Raw genomic sequence first — 16,663 nt, forward strand, 5'->3', positions numbered from 1 at the left:
TGAGGGTCCTAAAGGGCCGTTGGAGACCACAACGTTGATAGGTGGGGTGTGTAAGCGTAGCGATACGTTGAGCTAACCCATACTAATTACCCGTGAGGCTTAACCATACAACACCCAAGAAGTGTTCTAAGGCTTGTAGCAAATACGAACGAATTACTTACATCAGCTTTCTCAGATTGAAGAATTTGCCTGGCGGCCATAGCGCCGTGGAACCACCTGATCCCATGCCGAACTCAGAAGTGAAACGCGGTAGCGCCGATGGTAGTGTGGCATTCGCCATGCGAGAGTAGGACACTGCCAGGCACCCAATACAAGAAACCCCGCTCACTCGAGCGGGGTTTTTTATTGCCTGAAATTCACGTTATCCATCTATATCTGGTTGATTTACCACCACGATTGCATCGTTATACAACCTGATCAGCACAGGGCAGCTCCATGTTGACTATCCCATCTTCCAGCTGAATATCGATCTTGAAACCGAGCCGTTTGGCCAGATTGATCATGCCGCGATTGCTGGGCATGGTCATGCCAGAGAGCTGGCCTATGCCACGCTCTCTGGCATAGCGCACGATCTTTTCCATCATCAACTTGCCGAGTCCGAGGCCTTTCAAGTCTGAGCGGACCAGGATGGCAAACTCCGCATCCGATTGATCCGGGCTGGCAATGGCTCGCACCACTCCCAGGATCTGCTGGCTGAAAGGGCCGTCCTGACCCACGGCGACGAAGGCCATTTCCCGGTCATAATCGATCTGGGTCATGCGGGCCAGCTCCTCATGCCCCAGCTCCCCCACGTCGGCGAAGAAGCGTTTGTACCTGTCTTCATCAGACACCTGCCGCACGAACTGCTTGTGGGCCGGCTCGTCTTCGGGGCGAATGGGGCGCAGCAGCACATGACTCTGATCTTTCAGCCAGGCACCCTCTTCCAGCTCGGTGGGATAGGGGCGAATGGCCAGTGGCAGCACTTGTTGCCCTCGCTCTGCCAAGACGAGCCGGGCATCCAGGATCACCATCTCTTCGCCACAGGCCTGCAGCGGGTGCAGATCCAGTTCTTGTATCTCGGGGAAGGCCAGCAGCAGCTCGGAGAGCTGGCACAGCACCTGGCCGAGGGCGTCGATATCGAGCCGTACCGGACTGGCCTGCTCGCGGATCTTGCCATCCTTGAGGGCACCAATGATCTGGTAGCGAGCCAGTGCCTGGTTGAGGGGAGGAAGGGCCGCGACCATGTCGCGGGGCTCTGCGCCGGATTCCCCGAGCAGGATGACGGGGCCGAAGACAGGATCCTGCTGCAAGCGGATCCGTAGCTCCAGACCCCCGCTGCGGCGTGCCATGCGTTGTACCAGAAGCCCTTCTATGCGGGCGCCAGGATCGTGCTGACGTACCCTGTCCAGAATGGCATCCGCCGCCTGGGCGACTTCCGCCGAGGTGCGTAGGTTCAGCATGACACCGTGTACATCGGATTTGTGGGCGATGTCGGGAGATCGCAGCTTCACCGCTACGGGGTAGCCAATCTGTTCTGCAGTCAGTGCGGCCTCGATGGCATCGGAAACGATCCAGGTCGCGAGGGTGGATAGCCCGGCTGCCTGCAAGATGGGATGGGCCAGGTGAGTGTCCAGCACCCGCTGCTGGCGGTCCAGCGCTTGCCCAAGGAGCTGCTGGCAGCGCTCGACATCGAGCCTGTCGCCCTGCAGGGAGGCCGGTGTTTCCATCAACTGTTTCTGGTTGCGGCGATATTCCACCATGTGCATGAAGGCCGTGACGGCGCTTTCCGGGGTGCGATAGGTCGGGATGCCCGCCTCGTTGAACAGGCGTCTCCCCTCTTGGGCGGAGTATTCGCCTGCCCAGTTGGTCAGTATGTTGAATCGTCTGGCCCTGGGATGCTGCTTGATGAAGTCGATCAGGTTGCTGGCGAGGGTGACACCTCGGGCGGTGAGGGATGGTGCATGGATCAGCAGGATGGCATCGGCACTGTCCCCTTGGAGCAGCGTCTCGAGTGCACTCTTGTAGGCCTCGATATCTGCATCGCTGCCGATGTCGAGGGGTGGCATCGCCAGCTTGCCTCCCCGAGACAGCAGTACGTCTGCGGCCATGTTGGCGAGGCCGCGCCCATTGGAGAGGATGGCGAGCCGCTCCCCCTTGAGGGTCAGGGAGTGGCTCAGGGTCTCGACAGTGGCAAACAGTTCGTGGGTATCCCGGACGCGCAGCATGCCAGCCCGGCGGATGGCGGCATCATAGACATTGTCGAGACCGTTGGCCGGGTCGTGCCGACCGCTCTTGAGGATCAGGATGGGTTTGTTACGCGAGGCGGCACGGGCGGCGGAGAGAAAGTGCCTGGCATCGTGCAGCTTGTCCATGTAGATCAGGATGGCGCGGGTCGTCCCGTCCCGGGAGAGCTGATCCAGCAGTTGGCCAAAGTCGATGTCGCAATGATCGCCCAGGGAGATGAAGGCCGAGAAGCCGATTTCGCGCTGCTTGGCCCAATCCAGGATGGTGGTGCTGACCGCTGCCGACTGGGAGAGAAACGCCACCTGTCCCGGAGTCGCTGCAATGGGGGAAAAGCTGGCGTTGATACCCTGCCCGGGGAGCAGCATGCCCATGCTGTTGGGGCCGAGCAGCCGGATGCCGTATTGCTGGCACAGATGCTTGAGCCGCAGGCGCTCGTCAGTGGAGAACTGGGCGGCCAGTATGATGGCGGCTCCGGTTCCTTTCTTGCCGAGCTCCTCGATGAGCGGCAGTACCCGTTCGTGCCGGGTACAGACGATGGCGAGATCGGGGGAGAGGGGAAGGCTCTCTATGTCCGGATAGGCGAGCACGCCAGCGATGGCCTGGCTGCGGGGGGCTACGGGCAGTATAGGGCCCTGGAACTGACCCGCCAGCAGGTGCCGGATGACCACATGGCCTGCCTTCTGCGGATCACTGGAGGCGCCGATGACGGCGATCGAGTGAGGTTTGAAGAGCCGATCCAGGCCGCTTTGTTTCATGGGCACTCCTCGTGGTGGCCCCCGGGGCGAGGGGACGGATGGTGCCAGTCTAATACGCTTTGCGTGCGGGTTCTGTGACCGATTGCGGATCACGATCTGGCCAGTGCGCTGGCGCGCAGATAAAAGCGCAGCTCCCCCTGAATGCATTGCACCGTGGCGAGGTGCCTGTCCTGGAGATAGATCTCCTGCTCCCGATCGAGTTCATGGCGCTGGACCCCGAGGCTTTGCAGATATTCTGCGAACAGGATGGCACTGCGGATTTCGACAAGATGCTCGCTCACGCTCTATTCCTTGATGGTGGCTGGATGGTGCCGGCCAGTGTCCCCTCTTCTCCCCCACTTTCATACTGATACATTTGACACTCACAGTGGCTCCGACGCCTGCCGGATCAGCGAAGGCCTCCCTGGCCGCGTGCGGTGTCCCAGAAGGCGCGGATCAGCGGCTCTTCCAGCCGCTTCTTGAGCACGGCGATGCCGACGTCGAACGCCTTGAGCGCCGGTTTGGGCTCTACCACACGCACCTTGTCCCCCATGGGGCTGTGATCGATGACGGCGGCAGGCACGACACCCACACCGAAGCCGAGGGCCACCATGGCGACGATGCCCTCGTTGCCCGCCACTTCTGCATAGATGTTGGGAGCTATCCCCTTGTTGCGAAACCATTGATCACAGCGCTTTCGGGCCAGCCCCTGCTCGGAGAGGATCAGTGGCAGCCGCTCCCAGTCTGGCTCTCCCTGAGAAAACCACTGGCTCTGCTGCGGTGCGGTGCGGGGGGCGATGAACACCAGCGGTACCTGCTGCAGACTGGCAAATTCCAGCTTGGCGGAGAGGGCATCCGGGCGGGCGGCGATGGCCAGATCGGCCTCGTCGGCCAGGATCTTGTCCACCGCCAGCGCCGGGTCGCCGGTCTCCAGCTTGATCTCCAGCTGGGGATAACGGCGGCGAAAGCGCTCCAGTACTTCGGGCAACAGAAAGTAGCTGGCGGTGACCGAACAGAAGACCCGCAGCCGTCCCTGCAGCGGCTCGTCGCTGCGCTTGAGCTCCTGTTTGAGTTGGCGCCACTCCTGCAGCAAGGCACCGCCAAACTCCCGCAGCTTGTCACCAGCAGGGGTGAGCCGCACCGAGCGGTTGTCACGCTCGAACAGCACGCAGCCGGTCTCCTGTTCCAGTCGCTGGATGGCGCGGCTCAGGGTGGAGGGGCTGACCGCCATGGCATCGGCGCTTTTGCCGAAGTGGAGGGAGTCGGCGAGGTGGAGAAACAGTTCGAGATTGCGAAGGTCCATCTTTTTATTCCTGCGGCGTTGTCAGGCGTCCTGTAGCACGATGGCTCGGCGGCGGGAGATTGCGGGAAATCACATTTCAATTCCTGCAACGTACTGTTTCGAATATATCAGTTCAGGCAATAAGTGTCCCGCGCTATAGTGGTTTCGACAACGCCGCTATCCGGCATGGAATCAATCGAACGGAGCAATCACCATGGCTAACTATTTCAACACCTTGAACCTGCGTCAGCAGTTGGCCCAGCTGGGCAAGTGTCGTTTCATGCAGCGCGAAGAGTTCGCGGACGGCTGCAACGTGCTGAAGGGCAAGAAGGTGGTGATTGTGGGCTGTGGCGCCCAGGGCCTGAACCAGGGTCTGAACATGCGCGACTCCGGGTTGGACATCTCCTACGCCCTGCGCAAGGCCGCCATCACCGAGAAGCGCGCCTCCTGGCAGAAGGCCACCGACAACGGCTTCGTGGTCGGCACCTATGAAGAGCTGATCCCGACCGCCGATCTGGTGCTGAATCTGACTCCGGACAAGCAGCACTCCGACGTCGTCAAAACCGTGATGCCGCTGATGAAGCAGGGCGCCGCGCTTGGCTACTCCCACGGCTTCAACGTGGTGGAAGAGGGGCAGCAGATCCGTTCCGACATCACCGTCGTGATGGTTGCGCCCAAGTGCCCGGGTACCGAAGTGCGTGAAGAGTACAAGCGCGGCTTTGGCGTACCGACCCTGATCGCCGTCCACCCGGAGAACGATCCCCAGGGCGAGGGCATGGCCATCGCCAAGGCGTGGGCCTCTGCTACCGGTGGTGACCGTGCCGGCGTGCTGGAATCCTCCTTCGTCGCGGAAGTGAAATCCGACCTGATGGGCGAGCAGACCATTCTGTGCGGCATGCTGCAGGCCGGTTCCCTGCTCTGCTACGACAAGCTGGTTGCCGAGGGCACCGACCCGGCCTATGCCGGCAAGCTGATCCAGTTCGGCTGGGAGACCATCACCGAGGCCCTGAAGCAGGGTGGCATCAGCCTGATGATGGACCGTCTCTCCAACCCGGCCAAGCTGCGTGCCTTCGAACTCTCCGAGCAACTGCGCACCCTGATGCGTCCGCTGTTCGAGAAGCACATGGATGACATCATCGCCGGCGAGTTCTCCCGCGGCATGATGGCTGACTGGGCCGAAGACGATGCCAAGCTGTTCGGCTGGCGCGAAGAGACCGGCAAGTCCGCCTTCGAGAATGCTCCTGCCTATGCTGGCAAGATCGCCGAGCAGGAGTACTTCGACAATGGTGTGGTCATGGTGGCCATGGTCAAGGCGGGTGTCGAGCTGGCGTTCGAAACCATGGTGGCCTCCGGCATCTATGAAGAGTCCGCCTACTACGAATCCCTGCACGAGTTGCCGCTGATCGCCAACACCGTTGCCCGCAAGCGTCTGTACGAGATGAACGTGGTCATCTCCGATACCGCGGAGTACGGCAACTACCTGTTCGCCAACGCTGCCGTGCCGCTGCTGCGCGAGCACTTCATGCCGACCCTGCAAGCAGGGGACCTGGGCAGTGCCCGTGCCGATAGCAAGGCGGTGGACAACCTGGCCCTGCTGGCTGCCAACGAAGCGACCCGCAACCACCCGATCGAGAAGATCGGCCAGACCCTGCGTGGTTACATGAAGGACATGAAGCGTATTGCCGTCGGCGGTTAAGCCTTCGCTGAGCGGCATCGGAAGGGGCGGGGATGACGATCCCCGTTACTGGCTGGCTTAGACACCCGGCCTGTCGTCCGGATGATGCAAACAGACCGATTGATAGCAATAAAAAAGCCCCGCTCATCGAGCGGGGCTTTTGCATTCTGAAGGGCGGGAGCAATCAGGCCTTCCAGGCTTTCCAGGTGTTGATCAGGCCGTTGGTGGAGCCGTCGTGGCTGGTGACGGCCTCATCGGTGCCCAGCTCCGGCAGGATCTTGTTGGCCAGCTGTTTGCCCAGCTCCACACCCCACTGGTCGAAGGAGAAGATGTTCCAGATTGCGCCCTGTACGAAGATCTTGTGCTCGTACATGGCGATCAGGGCACCCAGCGTCTTCGGGGTCAGGCTCTTGAACAGTATGCTGTTGGTCGGGCGGTTGCCTTCGAACACCTTGAACGGCACCAGCTCTTTAACTTGGTCGAGCGTCTTGCCGGCGGCCAGGAACTCGGCCTCCACCGCTTCCTTGCTCTTGCCGAAGGCCAGGGCTTCGGTCTGGGCGAAGAAGTTGGCCAGCAGTTTCGGGTGGTGGTCACCGATGGGGTTATGGCTGATGGCCGGCGCCAGGAAGTCGCAGGGGATCAGCTTGGTGCCCTGGTGGATCAGCTGGTAGAAGGCGTGCTGGCCGTTGGTACCCGGCTCACCCCAGATGATGGGACCGGTCTGGTAGTCCACCGGATTGCCGTCGCGGTCCACGTACTTGCCGTTGGACTCCATGTTGCCTTGCTGGAAGTAGGCAGGGAAGCGATGCATGTACTGATCGTACGGCAGGATGGCTTCGGACTCGGCACCATGGAAGTTGTTGTACCACAGGCCGATCAGGGCCAGCAGTACGGGCACGTTCTGTTCATAGGCGGCAGTGGCGAAGTGCATGTCCATCTCGAAGGCACCTTGCAGCAGGGCCTCAAAGTGCTCGAAGCCGAGGGAGAGGGCGATGGGCATGCCGATGGCGGACCAGGAGGAGTAGCGGCCGCCGACCCAGTCCCAGAACTCGAACATGTTGTCGGTGTCGATGCCAAACTCGGCCACGGCCTTGCCGTTGGTCGAGAGGGCGACGAAGTGCTTGGCAACGTGGGCCTTGTCACCGGCGTGACCGAGGAACCAGTCGCGGGCGGTCAGGGCGTTGGTCATGGTCTCCTGGGTGGTGAAGGTCTTTGAGGCCACCAGGAACAGGGTGGTTTCCGGATCGATCTTCTTGAGCGTCTCGGCGATGTGAGTGCCGTCGACGTTGGAGACGAAGTGCATCTCCAGGTGATTCTTGTAGGGGCGCAGGGCCTCGGTGATCATGACGGGGCCCAGATCGGAGCCACCAATGCCGATGTTGACCACGTGCTGGATGGCCTTGCCGGTATAGCCCTTCCACTCGCCACCGATGACCTTCTCGCAGAAGCCCTTCATCTTGGCCAGTACGGCGTTCACTTCCGGCATCACGTCCTTGCCGTCAACCTCGATGGGACGGTCGGTGCGGTTGCGCAGGGCGGTGTGCAGTACGGCGCGTCCTTCGGTCATGTTGATCTTGTCGCCGTTGAACATGGCGTCGATGGCGCTGCGCAGATCGGTCTCGCCAGCCAGGTTCACCAGCAGCTTGAGGGTCTCTTCGGTGATCAGGTTCTTGGAGTAGTCGACCAGGATGTCGCCACCGAAGGTGAGGGAGAACTTGTCAAAACGCTTGGGATCCTGTGCGAACAGATCCTTGAGACGCATCTCCTTGTTGGCTGCAAAATGGGCTTCCAGTGCCTGCCAGGCCTGGGTCCGGGTTGGATTGATATTTTTCATAGGATTATCAGTCTTCCAAGTTGTGTTTGAACCTTGCAGGCAAGGCTCCCGCCAAACCTTATTATGCGAGCATTATACCGGGCACTCCGTGCGCCCCGTGTAACAGAGCATTACCAATTGTCTGCAACGAGGGAGTGTACAACCAAAACAGTGCGATTATGAGTCACCCAGTACCCCGGGATCTTGCGTTCGCGCATGCTTGTTCGGGTTGAAAAGGCTTTCATTTCAAGGGGAGCGCTGCCGTGGCTCTGGAAAGCTGGCGTGACAGATCAAAGGGTATTCAACAGACGCTCATCGGACGGTTTTTTGAGCAGGCGCAAATGGTGGGCAACAGACGCTGGCTATCATATGAGCCGAATGGACGAGATCTCCCAGGGATGGCCAAGGTATGGAATCAATGGTGTGGAATGAGGAGATCGAGATGAAAGCCCTGCTATCCCTGTTTGCCCTGAGCCTGATCGCCACCGGTCTCATCGGTTTGCTGACCCTGACGCTGGCCAATGCGGCGCCGACGCTGGAGATCCGCGTACTGGCGGTGATCGGAGCCGTGCTGGGGGGTTATGTGCTGATGCAGCCCCTGCTCAACCGGGTTGCACGCCGGCTGGGGTGAGAACGCGGTGCGACCTGGTGCGCAAGACCGGCCTGTGGCCGGTTTTTTCATGTCACAGAAGGCAGAAACGACAGTGCCAGCCCGAAGGCTGGCACTGGAGAACGCACACCGAGGATCAATCCGCCGTCTTTTGCATGTGGACCACACGCTGGGGGAAGGGAATCTCGATGCCCTCAGCGTCGAAGGTGAGCTTCACCTTCTCGTGGAAGTCGAACCAGACACCCCAGTAGTCGCCGGTCTTGACCCAGGGACGCACCACGATGTTGACTGAGGAGTCGGCCAGCGCGGCAACGGCAATGGTGGCGGCCTGCTCCTTCAGGATGCGGGGCTCTTCGCTCACCAGCCGCTCCAGGATCTGTTTGGCCTTGCGCAGGTCGGAGCCGTAGCCGATGCCGAAGGTCATGTCGACGCGGCGGGTATCCATGCGCGAGTAGTTGACGATGGTGCCGTTGAGGATGGCGGAGTTCGGCACTACCACCATCTTGTTGTCACCCGAGGTGAGGGTGGTGGTGAAGAGCTGCACCGATTGCACAACGCCATTGGTGCCTGCCACCTCGATGAATTCCCCTGCCTTGATGGGGCGGAAGATGATGAGCAGGAAACCGGCGGCAAAGTTGGAGAGAGAGCCCTGCAGCGCCAGACCGATGGCCAGACCGGCGGCACCGATGATGGCTACGAAGGAGGCGGTCTGCACCCCGACCCGGCCCAGAGCGGCGATCACCACGAACACCAGAATGGTGTATTTGAGGATGCTGCCGACGAAGTGGGTGACGGTGGTGTCCAGCTTGCGGGTCTGCATCACCTTGACCACGCCACCGCTGAGAAGGTTGGCGGCAATGTAACCGACCAGCAGGGTGATCAGGGCGGCGGCGATGTTGACCGCATACTCGATGATCAGTCCCTGGTTGTTGGTCAGCCAGGTCTGTGCTTCGGTAATGATCTCGGGTTCCATAGGATGTCCTGTTGGTGTGAAGATTTATGGCAGATGAATCTAACACTTGAGCGCGACAAGCTGGGTCGCATCTGGTGCTTGTCTCTTCTTTTGTGCCACAAAAAGCAAGGGAGGCCAAGGCCTCCCGTTTTGTCACAACCCTGCTGGCGCAGGGACGCTCGGCATGTGCGCACTCAGCTTTGCAGCTGCTGGCTGCGGATAAACTGCCACTGATCCTCAGTGGGCTTGATTTTGAACTCGGAGCGGACGTGCATTGGTTGATGCGGTCTGCTGGCTCAGCTTTGCAGCTGCTGGCTGCGGATGAACTGCCACTGATCTTCAAACCCGGCGGTGGGTTTGATTTTGAACTCGGAGCGGACGTGCATTGGTTGATGCGGTCTGCTGGCTCAGCTTTGCAGCAGCTGGCTGCGGATAAACTGCCACTGATCTTCAAACCCGGCGGTGGGTTTGATTGTGAACTCGGAGCGGACGTGCATTGGTTGATGCGGTCTGCTGGCTCAGCTTTGCAGCAGCTGGCTGCGGATAAACTGCCACTGATCTTCAAAGCCGGCAGTGGGCTTGATTTTGAACTCCGAGCGGACGAACTGGCTGATGCGGCCCTCGGTATAGGCCAGCAGCAGGTTGGCCAGCATGGTCTCGTCGAGCTGGAAGCCCTGGCCTTCCCGCAGCCGTTTCTCGCGCAGTACCTGCTTGATCTGGGTCTCCAGCTTGTCGAACAGGATGCTGATGCGATCCCGCAGCCGATCGTGTTCGCCCAGCAGGGCATCGCCATTGAGAATGCGGGTGATGCCGGGGTTGCGCTCGGCGAATACCAGCAGCAGCTGCAGTATGTGATGGCAGCGGGCCATGGTGTCCTTCTCTTCGGCCATGATCAGGTTGACCCGTGACAGCAGGGAATCCTCGATAAAGTCGATCAGCCCCTCGAACATCCTCGCTTTGCTGGGAAAATGCCGGTAGAGGGCCGCCTCGGACACGCCCACCTCGGCCGCGAGGCGTGCCGTGGTGATGCGCTGGCCCGGGCTGGTTTCCAGCATGTGGGCGAGTGCCTGCAGGATCTGATCGCGCCGACTCTGTTTCTGGTTACTGCTTGCCATGGATTCCCCTAAAAAAACAATGGCTTGATTCTATTATTTGGCACGTGCCCCAGGAGGCCGTGTGGTCTTGTTATTGGCGACCAGAAGAACCAAACCCGCCTTCACCCCGTTCACTCTGATTGAATTCGTCGACCAACTGGAAGCTGGCCTGTACCACCGGCAGGATCACCAGCTGGGCGATGCGCTCGCCAGGCTGCATGGTGAAGCTGTCGTTGCCACGGTTCCAGACCGAGACCATCAACTGACCCTGGTAGTCGGAGTCGATGAGGCCGACCAGGTTGCCCAGCACGATGCCGTGCTTATGGCCGAGGCCGGAGCGGGGCAGGATGGTGGCGCACAGACCCGGATCCTGGATGTGAATGGCCAGCCCGGTCGGCACCAGCGTGGTGTCGCCCGGGGCCAGGGTCAGCGGGGCATCCAGCAGGGCGCGCAAGTCCATGCCAGCGGAGCCCGGTGTGGCGTAAGCGGGCAGCGGGAAGTCGGTGCCGATGCGGGCATCCAGGATTTTCAGTTCAATTTGTGTCGTCATGAATCTTTTTCAATTGGATCGCCTGGCGATCGGGTGGTACTGCAGGAGCCTGGGGCTCCCGGCATGTTCAATGGGCTCATGGTCGATAATGGCGTGCAATCAGGGCGACAAGATGACGGGCGAGCGTCAGCTTATCGGCCAGGGGCAGGGCGGCTTGACCCCCTTGCCAGAAGACGGTCAGGGCGTTGTCATCGGCATTGAAACCCTGGCCTGCACGGGACACATCGTTGGCTGCGATCATGTCCAGCCGCTTACGTCGAAGTTTGTCGAGGGCGTATTGTTCCACATCCACGGTTTCGGCGGCAAATCCGACGGTGAAGGGTTTGTCTGACAACGCCCCCACATCGGCGATGATGTCGGGGTTTTTGACCAGGGTCAGCTGCATCTGGTCGTTGTCGCCGGTCTTCTTGATCTTTTGCTCGGCCACCTGGGCGGGACGGTAGTCGGCGACGGCAGCGCAGCCGATAAAGAGGTCGCACTCACCGACCCGGCTCATCACTGCTTCGTGCATCTGCAGGGCACTCTCCACATCGATGCGGGTAACGCCGGCCGGGGTGGCCAGTGCCACCGGGCCGCTCACCAGGGTCACCTCCGCGCCCGCTTCGCGCGCGGCGCGGGCGATGGCGTAGCCCATCTTGCCGGAGCTGTGGTTGCTGATATAGCGCACCGGATCCAGCGCCTCGCGGGTCGGCCCGGCGGTGAGCAGCAGCCTGACGCCTGCCAGGAGCGGTTCGGCGGCGAGCTGCTGGCAGCAGCGTTCCACCAGTTCCAGGGGATCCAGCATCCGGCCCGGGCCCACGTCGCCGCAGGCCTGGCTGCCGGAATCTGGCCCCCACAGCTGAATGCCGCGCTCGGCGAGGGTCTGAAGGTTGGCCTGGGTAGCGGCGTTGCGATACATCTGCTGGTTCATGGCTGGCGCCAGGGCGACAGTCGCCGGGGTGGCCAGGCAGAGGGTGGTGAGCAGCTCGTCCGCCATGCCGGCGGCCATGCGGGCCATCAGATTGGCGCTGGCGGGGGCGATCAGCACCAGATCGGCCCACTTGGCCAGCTCGATGTGGCCCATGCCCGCCTCGGCAGCCGGGTCGAGCAGACTGTCGGCCACCGGGTGGCCTGAGACGGCTTGCAGGGTCAGCGGGGTGATGAACTCCTTGGCGGAGCGGGTCATCACCACTCGCACCTCGGCCCCCTGATCTTTCAGGCGACGTACCAGTTCGGCACTCTTGTAGGCGGCGATCCCGCCACTGACACCCAACAGGATGCGTTTATCGGCCAATCTCATCTGCTGCTTCTCTTCCGGCTCACTCTGACTGGTCGGCTAAGATAGCACAGGCAATGGGTGGCGACAGAGGCTGACATGGGGGAGTTGTGGTCGGGCTCGCGGGATTCTTTGCTATGTTTTCTCTCAATAGCCATGAGGGAGAGACAAATGAGCATCAAGGAGTGGCCGGAAGAGGAGCGCCCGAGGGAAAAGCTGCTGCGCCGAGGGGCGGCGACGCTCTCCGATGCCGAACTGCTGGCCATCTTCCTGCGCACCGGAGTCAGCGGGTTGAGTGCGGTGGATCTCTCCCGCCAGTTGTTGCAGCAGTTTGGTTCCCTGCGGGCACTGCTGGGGGCCGAGCAGCAGGATTTTTGTGGCGCTCACGGGCTGGGACCTGCCAAGTATGCCCAGTTGCAGGCGGTGCTGGAGATGGGGCGGCGCCATCTGGCCGAACAGTTGCAACGGGGAGAGGCGCTCACCTCGCCCGGGCTTACCCGTGACTTTCTGCAAGCCCAGTTGCGGGATCGGGGGCGGGAGGTGTTCGCCCTGCTGCTGCTCGACAACCAGCACAGGGTCATCCGGTTTGTCGAACTTTTTTACGGCACCCTCGACTCGGCGAGCGTCTGGCCCAGAGAAATCGTGCAGATCGCGCTCAAACATAATGCAGCCGCCGTGATTCTGGCGCATAATCACCCGTCCGGCGTGGCCGAGCCCAGTCGGGCGGACCGCCAGATCACGGATCGGATCCTGGCCGCCCTGGCCCTGGTCGATATCAGAGTGCTTGATCACCTGGTGATCGGTGATGGCATCACGGTTTCTTTCGCAGAGCGTGGTTGGTTGTGACTGGGCTCTGGCACTGTATTAGTTGATCTTTGATCACGGATGCTGTATAAAATGCCGCCTTCTGTTTGCCCCGCAATCGAAGGCCAGCGGGGCAGATATTTGCTCGAGCAATGAAGTAAGATTTGGAGAGACTGACATGTCTAGAGTATGCCAAGTAACCGGCAAGCGCCCGGCAGTTGGTAACAACCGTTCGCACGCTAACAACGCTACCAAGCGTCGTTTCCTGCCGAACCTGCACACTCACCGTTTCTGGGTTGAGAGTGAAAAACGCTTCGTGAGCCTGCGCGTATCCGCAAAAGGCATGCGTATCATCGACAAGCGCGGCGTTGAAGTGGTTCTGGCTGAACTGCGTGCCAGCGGCGTTAAGGTATAAGGAATTAGATCATGGCTAAAGGTATTCGCGATAAGATTCGCCTGAACTCCAGCGCCGGTACTGGTCACTTCTATACCACTACCAAGAACAAGCGCACCATGCCCGAAAAAATGGAGATCAAGAAATTTGATCCCGTGATTCGTCAGCATGTGATCTACAAAGAAGGCAAAATCAAGTAATTACTTGGTTTCGCTGCAAAAACCCGGCCTCGTGCCGGGTTTTTTTATGGCTGGAATTCAGTACACTGCCGATTCGAAGGGAGGCTAGCCATGTTCAAACTGAGCCGCAAAGGCTGGAACAACGTGATCATCGTGGTCGTGTTGATCGTCATTACCCTGTTGCACCGGCTGGAGCAGGCCCAGCAGGAGAACAGTGCCAAACGCGCGCGTCCGCTGTTGCCGGAGAGTGCCGTGGTGCTGACCTGGCAGGGGCCGAGCTGGCAGATAGAGCGTATCGGCCAGGGCTGGCGCAGCGCGCCGGATCTGGGGCTTGGCAGCACCCAGCTGGCGGCCCGCATCGAGGCGTGGCAAGGCTGGCTGCTGCCCCCCGGCGAGCCCGTGCGCGGCACCCCGGTGACCCTCAAGATCTGGATCGCCGGACAGAGCGATCCGGTGGAAGTCGGGCTCTATCAGGACGACGGCAAGTTTGCCGCCCTGCTGCCCTCCTCGACCTGGCTCAGCTTGAGTCAGGCGCAATACCGTGACCTGATGCGTCCCATTCCCTGAACGAGAGATCGCCCATGCCTGAATTACCGGAAGTCGAAGTCAGCCGCCAGGGCATCTCCCCCTGGCTTACCGGCATCAAGGTGACCCGCGTGGTGGTGCGGGACGGCCGCCTGCGCTGGCCCGTGCCCGGCGAGATCCAGGAGCTGGTGGATCTCGTCATCCACCGCGTCAGCCGCCGCGCCAAATACCTGTTGCTGGAGACCGACTTTGGCACCGCCATCCTGCATCTCGGGATGTCCGGCAGCCTGCGGGTGCTGGACATCGGCACCCCGGCCGAGAAGCACGATCACGTGGATATCGAGCTGGCCAACGGCAAGCTGCTGCGGCTCAACGATCCGCGCCGTTTTGGCGCCCTGCTGTGGACCCGCGAACCGACCGAGGCCCATGCCCTGCTCGCCAAGCTGGGGCCGGAACCCCTCACCGATGCCTTCCATGCCGATTACCTGCGGGAGCGGGCGAAGGGGCGCAGCACCGCCATCAAGCAGTTCCTGATGGACAACCACGTGGTGGTCGGGGTGGGCAACATCTACGCCAACGAGGCGCTCTATGCCGCCGGCATTCATCCCAGGCGGGCGGCGGGCAACATCAGCGCCGAGCGGCTGGGCACCCTGGTGAGCGAGATCAAGCGGGTGCTGGCCGAAGCCATTCGCCAGGGGGGCACCACCCTCAAGGACTTCACCAGCGCCGACGGCAAGCCGGGCTATTTCGTCCAGCAGTTGCAGGTCTACGGCCGCGGGGGGCAGCCCTGTTTCCACTGCCACACCCTGCTCACCGAGGTGAAGATGGGCCAGCGAACCACGGTGTTCTGCTCCCACTGCCAACGCTGAAAGTGGGATTTTTGAGCCGGGATCGGCCAAGTTGTAAGAGAGTATTTCCGGTCTGTTGAAGCGGCGTCAGCCCATGACTACTATCTCGCCAGTTCAGGCTGCGAGGTAATAAAATGACAGCTAAATCAATAGACTGGGAACATTTATCCCGGCAGGGGCACTATTGTGCCCACGATATGGCCCGCTTCCTCTATCCCGAAGACAGCGCCCGCAAGACCTTCAATCGTGGCAAGTTTTTGCTGCGCAGTCTGCTCTACCGTGCGCAGTTGAACCGGGTATTCGAGCTGTTCCAGAGCGCCCCCCTGCGGGCGCTTCCCGCCCGCCACCCCGAGCTGCTCGACAAGCCGATGCGCCCCTATCGCTTCGCCTGCTCGACGGTGAACCAGCGGGTCAAGATGGTGGAGGATCACTACCGCCTGCTGCTGGGCCTGTACCCCGAGCTCATCGACCCGCTCTATCTGGGGGAGGGGATAGTGCTGGGCCATTATCCCGATGGCGGCTGGCACATCGTGCTGCGTCACGACGGCACCTTCCGCCGGGAGGCGGAGCTGGCGCTCTCCATCGTCAACGCGCGGGGGGAGCGACTCTACAGCTGTGCCTTCTCCCTGGCGGGCAACGAACAGGAGCTGGCCCTGGTGATCGGGTCGGTGCAGGGGCCAGAGCCCTGTGTCGAGCAGCCCCAGGAGCAGGTGCGGGCATTGACCCGGGCGGGTCAGGGTCTGAGACCCAAGTCGCTGGTGGTGATGCTGGTGATGGCGCTGGCCGGGGCCATGGGGGCCCACCGGGTCTGTGCGGTGCGCATGAAGGCCCACATCTTCCAGGCAAGACGGTACAGCAAGAAGAAGAAAGCCTGCCTGCAGGCGGACTACGACGAGCTGTGGCAGGAGTTTGGCGCCCTCGAGCAGGACGCCAACTTCGTGCGGCTGCAACCCGTGGTGCGCAAGCCGCTGGAGGAGATCGCCTCCAAGAAGCGGGCCATGTACCGGCGCCGTTACGAGTGGCTCGATCAGCTGGAGCTGGCGATCCGCCAGCAGTTTGCCCGCAGCTAGGCGTGCAGTGCGTTGATGCAACAAGGGCTACCCGCGGGTAGCCCTTGTTCGTTTCTGCCCATCAGGGGAGGGGATTAGCGCTGCTGTCTGGCGGCAATGGCCTGAGCCACCAGGGGGTCGACGAACTGGTGGATGTCACCTCCGTGCAGCGCCACCTCCTTCACCAGGGTGGAGGAGATGAAGGAGTTCTCCTCCGCCGGGGTAAGGAAGACGCTCTCCAGGGTAGGCATCAGGCGACGGTTCATGTTGGCGAGCTGGAACTCGTATTCGAAGTCGGAGACGGCGCGCAGGCCGCGGATCAGCACGTTGGCCTGCTGCTCCCTGGCAAAATCCACCAGCAGGCCGGAGAAGCCCACCACCTTGACGTTGGGCAGGTGAGCCGTCACCTGCCGGGCCAGCTGAACGCGCTCCTCGAGATCGAACAGCGGCCGTTTGCTCGGGCTGTTGGCCACCCCGACCACCACCTCGTCGAACAGTCTGGCGGCGCGGCCAATGAGATCGGTATGGCCGTTGGTGATGGGGTCGAAGGTGCCGGGATAGATTACCTTGTTGGTCATGCTGCTGATTCCTGAAACCGGAAAACTGGTCGCATTATAGGGGCTGTTGCCGGTTTGTCGCGACCGGGATGGCGCGGATTTCTGGCGCTGATCGGCGG

17 protein-coding genes, 2 rRNA genes and 1 pseudogene are annotated in these 16,663 nt (G+C 61.3%); 10 read left to right on the top strand and 10 right to left on the bottom strand.

What is annotated here, in order from left to right:
* A 23S ribosomal RNA gene (locus tag AB7E19_RS15775) occupies positions 1–107 on the top strand; the annotation flags it as partial.
* Positions 108–188: 81 nt separating this feature from the next.
* Positions 189–303, top strand: a 5S ribosomal RNA gene (rrf, locus tag AB7E19_RS15780).
* 101 nt (positions 304–404) lie between these two features.
* Here rrf and AB7E19_RS15785 read toward each other — a convergent pair.
* The 3 genes from AB7E19_RS15785 to ilvY form a co-directional block, all read right to left on the bottom strand.
* Entirely contained in the window at positions 405–2,978 is a 2,574-nt protein-coding gene (locus AB7E19_RS15785) for a bifunctional acetate--CoA ligase family protein/GNAT family N-acetyltransferase (protein WP_322131885.1), read from the bottom strand.
* 89 nt (positions 2,979–3,067) lie between these two features.
* Positions 3,068–3,259 (bottom strand): hypothetical protein, encoded by a 192-nt coding sequence (locus AB7E19_RS15790; protein WP_124245145.1) that lies wholly within the window; start codon positions 3,257–3,259, stop codon positions 3,068–3,070.
* A gap of 107 nt (positions 3,260–3,366) precedes the next feature.
* Entirely contained in the window at positions 3,367–4,260 is an 894-nt protein-coding gene (gene ilvY / locus AB7E19_RS15795; RefSeq protein ID WP_043153306.1) for an HTH-type transcriptional activator IlvY, read from the bottom strand.
* Between the two features lie 193 nt (positions 4,261–4,453).
* Here ilvY and ilvC point away from each other — a divergent pair, with 193 nt between their 5' ends.
* Positions 4,454–5,935, top strand: coding sequence for a ketol-acid reductoisomerase (ilvC, locus tag AB7E19_RS15800; protein WP_322131886.1), 1,482 nt, complete (start codon positions 4,454–4,456; stop codon positions 5,933–5,935).
* Positions 5,936–6,098: 163 nt separating this feature from the next.
* On the opposite strand, the gene pgi is transcribed toward ilvC, so the two are convergent.
* Positions 6,099–7,748: a glucose-6-phosphate isomerase gene (gene pgi, locus AB7E19_RS15805; RefSeq protein ID WP_427935900.1), complete on the bottom strand. Its 1,650-nt coding sequence runs from the start codon at positions 7,746–7,748 to the stop codon at positions 6,099–6,101.
* Positions 7,749–8,169: 421 nt separating this feature from the next.
* Between pgi and AB7E19_RS15810 the strand changes: the two genes are divergently transcribed.
* A complete protein-coding gene (locus AB7E19_RS15810) occupies positions 8,170–8,358 on the top strand; it encodes a hypothetical protein (protein WP_029314882.1) in 189 nt (62 codons plus the stop codon).
* A gap of 115 nt (positions 8,359–8,473) precedes the next feature.
* On the opposite strand, the gene AB7E19_RS15815 is transcribed toward AB7E19_RS15810, so the two are convergent.
* The 5 genes and pseudogenes from AB7E19_RS15815 to coaBC form a co-directional block, all read right to left on the bottom strand.
* Positions 8,474–9,310 (bottom strand): mechanosensitive ion channel domain-containing protein, encoded by an 837-nt coding sequence (locus tag AB7E19_RS15815; protein WP_042864726.1) that lies wholly within the window; start codon positions 9,308–9,310, stop codon positions 8,474–8,476.
* Positions 9,311–9,696: 386 nt separating this feature from the next.
* Positions 9,697–9,780: pseudogene (locus AB7E19_RS15820) on the bottom strand (nucleoid occlusion factor SlmA); the annotation flags it as partial.
* Positions 9,781–9,807: 27 nt separating this feature from the next.
* Positions 9,808–10,404 carry a nucleoid occlusion factor SlmA gene (slmA, locus tag AB7E19_RS15825; protein ID WP_010676117.1) on the bottom strand — a complete coding sequence of 199 codons (597 nt, stop codon included), beginning with the start codon at positions 10,402–10,404 and terminating at the stop codon, positions 9,808–9,810.
* Between the two features lie 70 nt (positions 10,405–10,474).
* Complete coding sequence (dut, locus tag AB7E19_RS15830) at positions 10,475–10,933, bottom strand: dUTP diphosphatase (protein WP_010676116.1); 459 nt, start codon at positions 10,931–10,933, stop codon at positions 10,475–10,477.
* A gap of 76 nt (positions 10,934–11,009) precedes the next feature.
* Entirely contained in the window at positions 11,010–12,212 is a 1,203-nt protein-coding gene (gene coaBC / locus AB7E19_RS15835) for a bifunctional phosphopantothenoylcysteine decarboxylase/phosphopantothenate--cysteine ligase CoaBC (RefSeq protein WP_042879081.1), read from the bottom strand.
* Between the two features lie 147 nt (positions 12,213–12,359).
* Between coaBC and radC the strand changes: the two genes are divergently transcribed.
* The 6 genes from radC (at position 12,360) to AB7E19_RS15865 (ending at position 16,008) form a co-directional block, all read left to right on the top strand.
* On the top strand, positions 12,360–13,034 hold the full coding sequence (radC, locus tag AB7E19_RS15840; protein WP_039040991.1) for a RadC family protein: 675 nt from the start codon (positions 12,360–12,362) through the stop codon (positions 13,032–13,034).
* 136 nt (positions 13,035–13,170) lie between these two features.
* Positions 13,171–13,407, top strand: a complete 237-nt coding sequence (rpmB, locus tag AB7E19_RS15845) for a 50S ribosomal protein L28 (RefSeq protein WP_005307492.1) — start codon at positions 13,171–13,173, stop codon at positions 13,405–13,407.
* An 11-nt stretch (positions 13,408–13,418) separates the two neighbouring features.
* Entirely contained in the window at positions 13,419–13,586 is a 168-nt protein-coding gene (rpmG, locus tag AB7E19_RS15850) for a 50S ribosomal protein L33 (protein WP_005323752.1), read from the top strand.
* 90 nt (positions 13,587–13,676) lie between these two features.
* The gene (locus AB7E19_RS15855; protein WP_041212007.1) at positions 13,677–14,132 is read left to right on the top strand and encodes a hypothetical protein; all 456 of its coding nucleotides are present in this window, start codon (positions 13,677–13,679) and stop codon (positions 14,130–14,132) included.
* Positions 14,133–14,146: 14 nt separating this feature from the next.
* Positions 14,147–14,959: a bifunctional DNA-formamidopyrimidine glycosylase/DNA-(apurinic or apyrimidinic site) lyase gene (gene mutM, locus AB7E19_RS15860; RefSeq protein ID WP_223919796.1), complete on the top strand. Its 813-nt coding sequence runs from the start codon at positions 14,147–14,149 to the stop codon at positions 14,957–14,959.
* Between the two features lie 176 nt (positions 14,960–15,135).
* Positions 15,136–16,008: a VirK/YbjX family protein gene (locus AB7E19_RS15865; RefSeq protein WP_319873552.1), complete on the top strand. Its 873-nt coding sequence runs from the start codon at positions 15,136–15,138 to the stop codon at positions 16,006–16,008.
* Between the two features lie 74 nt (positions 16,009–16,082).
* Here AB7E19_RS15865 and coaD read toward each other — a convergent pair whose 3' ends face one another.
* Complete coding sequence (gene coaD, locus AB7E19_RS15870) at positions 16,083–16,565, bottom strand: pantetheine-phosphate adenylyltransferase (protein WP_010676110.1); 483 nt, start codon at positions 16,563–16,565, stop codon at positions 16,083–16,085.
* Positions 16,566–16,663 lie beyond the last annotated feature (98 nt).

Origin of the sequence: Aeromonas sp. (assembly GCF_050252055.1) — a bacterium.
GTDB lineage: Bacteria > Pseudomonadota > Gammaproteobacteria > Enterobacterales > Aeromonadaceae > Aeromonas > Aeromonas caviae.